A 10,583-nucleotide genomic window follows, 5' to 3' on the forward strand; every position below is an offset into this window, starting at 1 on the left:
TTACCAGCTTAAAGGCTCAGAAACGCTCGATCTTTGACTTCCTGACCGATGCGTTAAAAGCCTCTCGACATGGTTCTCCTGCACCTTCATTGATCCCTGAAGGAGACTGACCCCCCTGAATCTTTACAGATTTGATTGGTAAATCCACTGTTGATCTCATCATATTGTGGTGCGCGAAACCCACGGGCATAGCGACCATAGAAGCTAAGCTCAGATGTGGGCTGATAAACTAGTGCTAGGGTTGGTGAAAACGAACTATCGCTAAAGTCAGTGGCAGTGGCACCATTGCGTTCAAAATCTTCATCAACGTCAATACTCAAATCGTAGTAGTCATAACGCAGACCAGGGATGATGCCAAATTTGCCATCACCGAAAGTAATCTCATCTTGAAGATAAATTCCAACTCTAAAGGTATCTGAGTTGGGATAATCTCGTGTGGGAAAATCATCGGGAATTGCTCTCTGGGTAGTGCCTCCGGTAATCAGATTGGTTTGGATCCGATTACGGGGACGAGCATTAAATGCATTGGAAATATCAACACCGTAGGTCAAACGGTGGTCGCTGCCACCCCAGTCAAAATCGCTACGGAACTGAGCATCGCCACCAAATATCTGATCGACAAACCGGTTTTCGCTAACTCGTAGAGTTGGTGTTGGTGTTGGTCGACGGGCACGAAAATCAAACGCAAAAAACTCCCGTTCATTTTCTTCTTGGGTACGTGAGTCCTGGAAGTAAAGATGCGCCCTGGCAAAGTCTAAAAAGGAGGTGCTTTCTGGATTGTCATACTCGTAGGCCAGACTGAGTCGTGTTCGGTTAGTGTCGATCTCTTCTTCAAATCGAGTGGTGGTACCGGTGATTAGGGGTAAATTTTCTTCAGACGTGATGGTATCCACGCTGTTATCAAAGTGCTCTACCGTAAAATCAACAGTGCTGCTGTCATTGAGGTTATAGACCAGTTTGCCGAGAACGCTGTTGCGATCGCTATTTTGCTCATCCCCTAAATTCTCTGCTTCGGAACTATCTCGTCGGGAGTAGGCAAACAGGGTGTCAATATTGTCAAACCGATACACTTGAACAAACGTACTAGTAAGCCCATCATTGCGGCTATCAAAATTAGTCGATGCGGTGGCTGCCGAATCTCGACCGACTTCATCGATTAACTCTGTAGGGTCTAGAGTAAAGTAACTAACCGTACCCCCCAAAGCATCACTGCCGTAAAGTGTAGATGCCGGTCCTCTCAGGATCTCAGCCGTCCGGATAATCTCAGTATCGAAATAATCACGTCCCAAATTGAATCCCTGACCGGGGGTGACAGCATCCCCAAACTGGAATGATGAAGGAAGTCGAATATCGTCGACCTGAATTAACACTCGGTTACCTTCAAGTCCTCGAATATTAAAATCTTGGAGACCAAACTGCAGATTGTTTCTGACGGATACACCGGGTTCATAGCGCACTAGGTCAGAAATATCGCGGATCAGCAGCTGGTTAATATCATCTGCATCGATGACATTAACGGTGACTGGAGCGGCTTGAATAGTGCGAGGTGTTCGGGTGCCGGTCACGGTGATGCGTAGAAGTCCGTCGTCATCGTTGTCTATCAGTTCATCGGATGCCTCAGGCGATTCTGCCTGACCAATCAGTGAGGTTTCTAAGCCTTCTCCAGACTCGTCGCAAGATGATGTAACCAGACCGGTTTTACAGGTTTCACTGGTTTGAACGATGGCCATGGCAGGGGTAGCCATCAATAGCATCAGGCAAGGGCTGTTGAAAAGAATTGTTCTCAGTAAGTGAGTAGTGTTCATTCTAGGGGAATAACTAATCAAAAATGTTGTGCGGGATATGTCGCAAAATCGTCAAATTGCCGCCGCAGAGATTTAAAGAGCTGCTCTGGGTTTCAATTCAGCGATTTCGCTGGGTGGGGTGTGTAAGGGTTGACTTGCTGCCAAGGGGCAAATTTGTGGGCCGACTGGGGTGTCTAAAATGGTGACATCTACATCGAATACCTGGTTGACAATGTCAGGTGTCAGGGTTTCTGCAACAGTGCCAATGGCCCAAAGTTTGCCCTTGCGCATGAAGGCCAGCCGATCGCTGTAGCGGGCAGCTAAATTGATGTCGTGAAGGACCGTGATGATGGCTAACTTTGTCTGATGATTGAGCTGCTTGAGTAACTCCAGCAGCTGTAGCTGGTAATGGATATCTAGATAGGTGGTGGGCTCATCCAGTAGAAGCACTTGGGGGTTTTGTGCCAAGGCTAAGGCCAAAAAAGCCCGCTGCTTTTGACCGCCGGATAGGTTAGCTACTGGCTCATGGCGCAGATGATCAATGTCTGTCCAAGCTAAAGCCTGCTCAATCTGCTGCTGGTCGTCGTCGGTTAAGTCCCATTGCCACCAGGGTTGATGGGGGGAACGCCCCAGACTGACTAACTGATAAACACTGAGACCGGCTGGTAAAACTTGCTGTTGGGGCAGCAACGCCAGCTTACGGGCAACAGCTGTTGGGGACAAACTGTGGATATCGTGACCACCCAGGGAAATTACTCCATCTTGGGGGGATAAGACTCGTCCGAATAGACGCAATAGGGTAGATTTACCAGAACCGTTTGCTCCTAGAATGCTAATCCATTCACCTTGATGTAAGGCCAGGGTTACTTGCTCAACGATGGTTCTATCGCCATAGCCACCCTTTAGGTCATGTGCATCTAAAACCATGGCTAACCCCTTGTGGTTGATCCACTACGACGATAGAGCAGCCACATAAAGACGGGTGCTCCCATAATTGAGGTGACGATACCCACGGGGAGTTCGATGGGGCCTAAACGAGCGAATAGATCGGCGATGCAAAGTACGAGCGCTCCCCCAATGGCAGAAAAGGGTAAAACAAGCCGATAGTCATTGCCCACCAGCAATCTGACTCCGTGGGGAACTAATAGACCAATAAAGCCCACTAGACCGGCAATACTGACAGCTCCGGCGGTCAGGAGAGTGGCCACGGCGCCGATGAGGAGTCGAGATCGCACCAAAGAACTCCCTAAACCCACCGCCAAGTCATCCCCCAGATTTAACAGGTTGACCTGACGCGCCAGCAAACACCCCAGTACCAGGGCAATCACCACGCTGGGGCCAACAATCGTTAACTCTTCCCAGCCTCGGCCATTGAGACTGCCCATGAGCCAGGTGAGAGCTGCCTGTACCTGACCATCTCGGGACATTAACAGCAACATTGTCTGCAGTGCAGCAAACAGCGCACTGGTGGCAACACCGCCTAGAATCAGACGCTCTACGGATATTTCCCCTTTAGTTTTGGCTAGGGCAAATACGATAGCCATGGCGATTACGGCCCCAAGCCAGGCACCTAAGGGTAGCCAAATATCCCAGACTTTAAGACCAATAATCAGCACAGCTGCCAACCCGGCCCCTGATGAAATCCCTAGCAAAAAAGGACTAGCCAAGCCATTGCGCAGCATGCCCTGGAGTAATGACCCAGACATGCCCAAGGCTGCACCGACAACGATAGCGGAAATCACCCTGGGTAGCCGCAGATCCCACACGATGGTTTGGTTAATGCGGCTGCCTTCTTTGAGCAAAGCGGCCCAAAGTTCTGATCGAGACAGGGAAACGGAGCCAAAGGATAGGGAGATTGCGATCGCAATAAACAAACCCAGAAATAGCGCCAACCCCACTACTAGCAATCGATAGTGGACCGTTGGTTTAGATACCCTTTTTGGGGCTACTTTTGGCAGAACTGCTCCCAAATGACTGATCTCCGTAAGAAGCCACAGAGTAAATTGAGAGCGCAAGCCTCCAAATTACTCTGTGGACAAAGAAACGCTAAGCTCGATTATTAAATTAATGAGAATGGATGTCAAGTAAACGTAGTTACAAAATAGTGGGATAAAATGCTGATTCTAGCGACCGTACGTTTGGCAAGATGGCCGCCTAAGGAGCATTTGCTTTGTCACCATGGGATCTATCAGACGGATAGTATCGCTCATTAAGCAGTCGCCAGCCTGTGATCTGCTGTCTGTAATCGTGTGTACTAAGCTCTGATAGCTTAGCGTTGAGAGCCACTACCCTATAGTTGAGCCCAAGATCGATGAAGGGTTCATCTGTTGCCGAGTAATGTCGTCTGTAAGCCATGGACTCAAATCAGGAGTAGCTGATGGGAATTCGGCTCTAAACATAACGGCAACGTTAGCAATTTTATGTATCAGACTAATGGAGAGATCTTGGGTGCCAGCATTCATAGATCTTTAGCTGTCAACACGACAAAATTAGAACAGCTGATGAGAAGTAGTTATATAAGAATTGACTGTAAATAAGTTTATATTATTGAAACTAGATCTCAATAATATTGATCAAGCCATATTCAATATTATTGGGTGCTGCCCTGTTCGTACAATTGCTTTCAGAGAACATTCTCAAATGCTAAAAAAAGTGGTGACCAGACAAAATCCGAGTTAAGCAACAGCATCTGATGTCCTTCTCTTTAAGGGAGAAAACCTTATTCATCAGCTAATACACCGAATTAACAGACTAGTTATTTGTGGATCTATGAAGTCCTTTGAATACAGAAAATGAAATTCTCCCTATAAAACAAGTAAGGCTTTCCTATGTAAAGCCAGATACACTTAGCTCTTTATTGGCTAAAGAAAATTACAAAAATTATTGAAAATAAATCTCATTACCGATCTAATCTTGGCTATAGCACTAGGCCCATTGTAACCAGGTAGCCATTAATATCCTGGTTAACCACAACCTGGAGATATCTCCAGGTTGTTTCATCTTGCTTCTAAATTCTTTTTTTCAGCATCGACTATTCTCTCGACTCACAATTTCTTCTGGTGCATCCACTCACTCAGATTGAGATAGTAAAGCATTAGATACCCCTGCTGTTGGCCGTCAAATAGTCATTTCATAACACAACTACTTAAGAGGTTGAATAGTGAGCATTCCAATATTGGCCTATAATCCGACATCTCAAAATATCAGAGTTGCTGCCCTAGATATCGGCAATGAAGAGAGCCCAAAGATTTATTCCACCAGTAATCTGCTGCAAGCTCAGGAGATAGATACGTTGATCTATGCAGCTTATCGACAAATATTTAATGAGCAGCAGATAATTGCCTATCATCGTCAGCGCTTTTTAGAATCCCAGCTCCGAAGCAATCAAATTACTATCCGTGATTTTATTCGAGGACTGGTTACTGCGGATAGTTTTCGCCGTTATGTGTATGACTGTAATAACAACTATCGGTTTGTACAGCTTTGTGTGCAGCGAATTTTAGGGCGAGATATTTACAGTCAGGCTGAGGCTCAGGCTTGGTCAATTGTGCTAGCTACTAAAGGGCTAACAGGATTTATTGATGCACTTTTAAATAGTGATGAGTATTTAAAAGTCTTTGGTGATGATATAGTCCCCTATCAACGGCAACGCATCTTACCTCAACGGGAGATTGGAGAATTACCCTTTGCCCGGATGGCTCGCTATGGCCAAGAACATTTAGAACAGTTAGTGGATCTAGGGTTTAACTACACTATTAAACCCGTAATGCCTAACTGGTGGGAATTTCCCGAGGCAGCTGCCTCACCTTTGGCCTATGTCGCCGTTAGCTTGATGACGTTTGCAGTACTTTATTTATTTGCTTTTGTGCCAATTGTTTCGCCGTAAAAACCGTGACATGACATAAAAATTAAAAAAGGAAAGATTCTCAATAATTTGAGAATGCACTAGAGTTTAATTGAACCTTATTGATATCGAAAGTCAATAAGGCCTGCTTTTTGACTACAGGACTCATAATTATGACAACGTCTGTTACAACGAGCGTAGCGGGCTCTCCGCCTTGGTGGGCGGGTAATGCCCGACTGGTGAACTTATCAGGGCGGCTACTCGGTGCCCATGTAGCCCATGCAGGGCTGATCGTGCTTTGGGCTGGGTTGATTACTCTGTTTGAAGTTAGTCGTCTGGACATGGCTCGACCCTTATACGAACAAGGTTTTATTCTGCTGCCCAATCTTGCTCGTCTAGGCTACGGTCTGGGAAATGGCGGCACGATTGTGGATAGCCATCCCTATTTTGTGGTGGGTGCGGTGCATCTGATTAGTTCTGCTTTTTTGGGGTTTGGTGGCATTTTTCACTCCCTAAAAGGGCCTGAAACTCTCAGTGGCAGCTATGCCTACGACTGGAGTGATGGCGATAAAATGACCCAAATTTTGGGGTCACATTTGGTTCTACTGGGCGGTGGGGCGTTGCTTTTGGTGGCCAAAGCTATGTTTCTTGGCGGACTCTATGATCCGTTGACCCAGTCGGTGCATACGGTTGCACCCAATACCAATCCGGCGGAGATTTTTGGCTACCTATTTGCGGGTAAATTCTGGTTGGCGGGCGTAGACAATCTTGAGGACGTCGTCGGTGGTCACTTATATATCGGTATTGTGCTGATTTTAGGTGGTCTGTGGCATATCTCTACTCAGCCTGCCCCATGGGTAAAGCAGCTATTTGTCTTCTCAGGCGAAGCGTATCTGGCCTATAGCTTGGGATCACTTAGTCTGATGGCGTTTGTGGCCACACTATTTGTGTCCGTTAACTCTTTGGTATTTCCTACGGAGTTTTTTGGTCCTGCCTTAACCATTGAATTTGACCAAGTTCCCTATTTTGTCAGTGCCTCACCTATAGAGGGCTACTCATCACGGGAGTGGTTGGCAAATGCTCATTTTTGGTTGGGGTTCTTTTTTCTGCAGGGACATCTCTGGCATGCTCTGCGAGCAGCTGGTTTTGACTTTGGGCAGGGCCAAGTGACCCAGAATGTTGGTGGACGAGTGGCTGCTCCCATTGAACAGGTCGCTATTAGCCAGCTCAAGGCTTAGATATTGCTCAAATAGAAGATAAAAAGGTAAGACCATGACTGCAACTCCAATTAGTAGTCGGCTAGCTCCACAGCGTGTGGGCTGGTGGGCCGGTAATGCTCGATTCATTGACTTTTCTGGCAAACTGCTGGGAGCCCATGTCGCCCATGCGGGACTAATCACCCTTTGGGCCGGGGCGATGACCTTATTTGAACTGTCTCGCTATAGCCCAGATGTGCCCATGTACGACCAGGGGCTTATTCTGTTGCCTCACCTGGCCACCTATGGCTTCGGCATCGGTGAAGGCGGTGTGATTATTGATACCTATCCATTTTTAGCCGTTGGCATGTTCCATCTGGTGGCCTCAGCGGTGTTAGGCGCAGGTGGTCTCTATCACTCATTTCTGGGGCCAGATCAGCTCAAAAAAGACCGCACCTTTGCGGGCTTTTTTGGTTACGACTGGAAGGACGACCGTAAGATGACCACCATCATTGGCATTCATCTCGTTTTACTCGGTTTGGGTGCCTGGTTGCTTGTAGCCAAGGCCATGTTCTGGGGAGGGTTATACGATCCTGATCTAGGAGCCATGCGAGTGGTCGATCATCCCACCCTGAGTGCCGGAAAGATTTTTGGTTACCTGATCGGTGCCCATGGCGAATCTGGTATGGCCGCGGTGGATAACCTAGAAGACATTGTCGGTGGCCACATCTGGGTGGGGTTAATGTGCGTTCTAGGCGGCATTTGGCATATTGCCACTCGTCCCTTTGGCTGGGCGAAACAGGTGTTGGTCTATAACGGTGAAGCCTACCTATCCTATAGCTTGGGTGCTCTAGCCTATATGGGTATCTTTGCAGGCTACTTTGTCACCGTGAATGACACAGCCTATCCAGAGGTGTTCTACGGACCGCTAGGTTTTTTAGGTAATGCCGACGTGATTCCTGTACGCACTTGGTTAGCGTCATTTCACTTTGCTTTTGGTGGTATGTTGCTGGCCGGGCATCTGTGGCATGCTGTGCGGGCCAGAGCACAGGCTCAGGGCTACAGCTTTGGCAGAGGTGATTTTGTCCTCAGCTACAACCCTGAGGTGGGCACCATGAACACCCCTATCAACAGTTCCGATTTAAGCCTGCTGTGGATTAATAACCTACCGATTTATCGCAAAGGTCTCTCGCCCTTTTCCCGTGGCCTGGAAATTGGCATGGCCCACGGATACTTCCTATTTGGCCCCTTTGCTATTTTGGGGCCCCTACGCAATACAGACTTAGCAGATTTAGCCGGTCTGCTTTCCGCCTGCGGTTTGGTGCTCGCTTTGACCTTGGGCCTATCGCTCTACGGCAGAGCAACGTTTGTTTCCAATAAACCGGTAGGGGGTGAGCTGCCTGAAAACCTCAAGTCTGCCGATGGTTGGAGCCAGTTTGCCACTAGCTTTTTCGTAGGTGGTGCTGGCGGAGCTCTGTTTGCCTATTTGCTCGTCAGCAATGGTGATTTGCTGTTAACTCTGTAGGTGAATAGTGCATCCTTTTAAAAAGAATTATTCTCAATAGCAAATTCCGTGTATACTCATCTAGAGGAAAGTCTTATTGACTTTATTTCTCAATTAGATGGGAACTCGCCAAGGAGACTATGACTCGGTCGCGTGATAGTCTCCACTTTCTTCCAACTTGATTAGTGGAGTTGTTATGGCCAAAGTAGGTTTGTTTTATGGGTCTACTACGGGTAAGACCGCCGATGCTGCTGAGCAGATTCAAGCAGCGCTGGGAGGTGACTCAGTGGTAGATTTGATTGAAATTGAAGATGCAAGTGCTCTAGCTAGTTATGAGTATTTGATCATTGCTTGCCCCACCTGGAATATTGGTGAACTACAGGATGATTGGGCTGCTGTTTTCGATGATCTTGATGATGTTGACTTTAGTGGCAAAACTGTAGCCTACATGGGAACAGGTGACCAGGTGGGTTATTCTGATAACTTTATGGATGCTATGGGGCAATTAGAGGAGAAGATTGCTGGCCTGGGTGGTAAGACTGTTGGCTACTGGTCTGCAGATGGGTATAACCATGAAGCTTCTCTAGCCATTCGTGATGGCAACAAATTTTGTGGTCTAGCGCTTGATGACGATAATGAGTCTGAAAAGACAGAAAATCGGATCAAGACCTGGGCAGCTCAAATCAAGCAAGAAATGTCGATTTAAGCTATCTGATTCCTCCTCTCTGTAGGTAGCTTTTCCTAATGAGTGTGGGCAATGACTGGATTCTTATTTCGTTGAAAAGTTAACGGTCATTGACTACACTCGCACTCTCTGAACTTTGCGTTTTCTCTCTTTTTACGTTTATGACTATTGTTTCTCTGGTTCTACATGCAGTAGGCAATGTGGGAGTGACAATTGGAATCTGTGCAGTTTTACTGTTCTGTGTATGGCGGGTATTTCATACCTTGCAGCAAGGGGCAAATTATGTAAGGAGGCTACATCAGATTCCTTGCAGCCAATGTGCTTATTTCACGGGTGATTATCGTTTGAAATGTACGGTAAATCCCTTCTCTGCATTGACTGAAGAAGCTATTGGTTGTGTCGATTATGCTGCCAACTCGGTTGGGGGTAATCATTTAAACTCTCAGACTAATCTGCCTTATCAACAAATTAAGGAGTTAGTGAAGCGTTAGGTTATTGCGATCTATTCAAAGATCATTTTGCCCGTATCATTTTGCCCGTATAAGTAGATAATTTAGAGCTGGAGCCTAAATAATGCAATCTCAACCAACATTAAATTTGGATGCCGCTCAGGGGAAAAATTCCGTTAGTGTGCTTGGGCGTAGAGATTTCTCATGGCTGCAGGGTAACGCTCGTCTGATCAATCGAACTGAGCTGTTGTTAGGGGCGCATTTAGCCCATGCTGGTTTGATTATGTTTTGGGCCGGGGCATTTACCCTTTTTGAAATTTCTCGCTATGTTTCAGACACGCCCATAGCTGAACAAGGGTTTTTGCTGTTGCCTCGTTTGGTTAATTTAGGTTGGGGTGTGGAGAATGTAGGCACTTGGTTTGCGATCGCAATCCTCCACCTTGTCTCATCAGCTGTCCTAGCCGCAGGCGGTTTATTCCATATTTTTAATCAGCGCTCCATCAACTATGCCGTGGGCAATGACAAAATCATGGCCAAAAAGGAAGGCCTCTGGAGTAACCCCACAACCCTAGGCTTTATTTTGGGACAGCACCTGATTTTCCTAGGCTTTGCCGCATCATTGTTTGTGCTTAAAGCTACACGGTTCGGTGGTATTTACGATCCTGCGTTAGGTACTGTTCATCTGGTAAACAATCCCACCACTAATCCAGCCATTATCTTTGGCTATCTCTTTGGATTTACCCGCCATGGTTGGGATGCCATGGGGATGGCTGCAGTCGATAACCTGCCAGATATTGTTGGCGGACATATTTGGATATCTATTATTTGCATTCTAGGCGGTATTTGGCATACCGTTCGCGCACCCTTTGGCTGGTTCAAACAGCGCTTTATTTATGATGGCCATGTTATCTTGTCTTACAGCCTAGCTGGCGTTGGGCTGATGGCACTGATTTCCATCTTTTTTGTTTTCAATGAAACGGTTTACCCGACTGAACTGGACAGTGCGAAGTTTTTCTTTAAGTTGACAGGTGCAGCCCTTGGGAAAAGAGATTGCCTACGGGGTGCGTTGCCATCGCTCAAAGCAACGAACATTCCAATACCCAAAGAGCAAGGAATGTTCG

General features: G+C 46.9%; 9 protein-coding genes. 6 read left to right on the forward strand and 3 right to left on the reverse strand.

What is annotated here, in order from left to right; translation table 11 throughout:
• Positions 1 to 86 precede the first annotated feature (86 nt).
• From VB741_RS13515 to VB741_RS13525, 3 genes are all read right to left on the reverse strand, one after another.
• Positions 87 to 1,745 carry a TonB-dependent receptor domain-containing protein gene (locus VB741_RS13515; RefSeq protein WP_323365709.1) on the reverse strand — a complete coding sequence of 553 codons (1,659 nt, stop codon included), beginning with the start codon at positions 1,743 to 1,745 and terminating at the stop codon, positions 87 to 89.
• 132 nt (positions 1,746 to 1,877) lie between these two features.
• Positions 1,878 to 2,711, reverse strand: a complete 834-nt coding sequence (locus VB741_RS13520) for an ABC transporter ATP-binding protein (RefSeq protein ID WP_323365710.1) — start codon at positions 2,709 to 2,711, stop codon at positions 1,878 to 1,880.
• A 2-nt stretch (positions 2,712 to 2,713) separates the two neighbouring features.
• Entirely contained in the window at positions 2,714 to 3,676 is a 963-nt protein-coding gene (locus VB741_RS13525) for a FecCD family ABC transporter permease (RefSeq protein ID WP_326522191.1), read from the reverse strand.
• A gap of 1,268 nt (positions 3,677 to 4,944) precedes the next feature.
• Here VB741_RS13525 and VB741_RS13530 point away from each other — a divergent pair.
• From VB741_RS13530 to VB741_RS13555, 6 genes are all read left to right on the forward strand, one after another.
• Positions 4,945 to 5,670, forward strand: a complete 726-nt coding sequence (locus VB741_RS13530) for a phycobilisome rod-core linker polypeptide (protein ID WP_323365711.1) — start codon at positions 4,945 to 4,947, stop codon at positions 5,668 to 5,670.
• A 131-nt stretch (positions 5,671 to 5,801) separates the two neighbouring features.
• On the forward strand, positions 5,802 to 6,866 hold the full coding sequence (locus VB741_RS13535; protein WP_323365712.1) for a chlorophyll a/b binding light-harvesting protein: 1,065 nt from the start codon (positions 5,802 to 5,804) through the stop codon (positions 6,864 to 6,866).
• 34 nt (positions 6,867 to 6,900) lie between these two features.
• Positions 6,901 to 8,349, forward strand: a complete 1,449-nt coding sequence (locus tag VB741_RS13540; RefSeq protein WP_323365713.1) for a chlorophyll a/b binding light-harvesting protein — start codon at positions 6,901 to 6,903, stop codon at positions 8,347 to 8,349.
• Positions 8,350 to 8,524: 175 nt separating this feature from the next.
• Positions 8,525 to 9,034 carry a flavodoxin FldA gene (gene fldA / locus VB741_RS13545; RefSeq protein WP_323365714.1) on the forward strand — a complete coding sequence of 170 codons (510 nt, stop codon included), beginning with the start codon at positions 8,525 to 8,527 and terminating at the stop codon, positions 9,032 to 9,034.
• 140 nt (positions 9,035 to 9,174) lie between these two features.
• Positions 9,175 to 9,504 carry a hypothetical protein gene (locus VB741_RS13550; RefSeq protein ID WP_323365715.1) on the forward strand — a complete coding sequence of 110 codons (330 nt, stop codon included), beginning with the start codon at positions 9,175 to 9,177 and terminating at the stop codon, positions 9,502 to 9,504.
• Between the two features lie 82 nt (positions 9,505 to 9,586).
• A partial coding sequence (locus VB741_RS13555; protein WP_323365716.1) for a hypothetical protein occupies positions 9,587 to 10,583 on the forward strand: 997 nt, incomplete at its 3' end.

It is taken from the genome of Leptothoe sp. PORK10 BA2, from assembly GCF_034932105.1.
In the GTDB taxonomy this organism is placed as follows: domain Bacteria; phylum Cyanobacteriota; class Cyanobacteriia; order Phormidesmidales; family Phormidesmidaceae; genus Leptothoe.

Excerpts from the sequence above, each read along its gene's own strand:
- VB741_RS13515 (WP_323365709.1), bottom strand. The coding sequence starts at position 1,745 with ATGGCTACCCCTGCCATGGCCATCGTTCAAACCAGTGAAACCTGTAAA.
- VB741_RS13520 (WP_323365710.1), bottom strand. The coding sequence starts at position 2,711 with ATGGTTTTAGATGCACATGACCTAAAGGGTGGCTATGGCGATAGAACC.
- VB741_RS13535 (WP_323365712.1), top strand. The coding sequence starts at position 5,802 with ATGACAACGTCTGTTACAACGAGCGTAGCGGGCTCTCCGCCTTGGTGG.
- VB741_RS13540 (WP_323365713.1), top strand. The coding sequence starts at position 6,901 with ATGACTGCAACTCCAATTAGTAGTCGGCTAGCTCCACAGCGTGTGGGC.
- fldA (WP_323365714.1), top strand. The coding sequence starts at position 8,525 with ATGGCCAAAGTAGGTTTGTTTTATGGGTCTACTACGGGTAAGACCGCC.
- VB741_RS13550 (WP_323365715.1), top strand. The coding sequence starts at position 9,175 with ATGACTATTGTTTCTCTGGTTCTACATGCAGTAGGCAATGTGGGAGTG.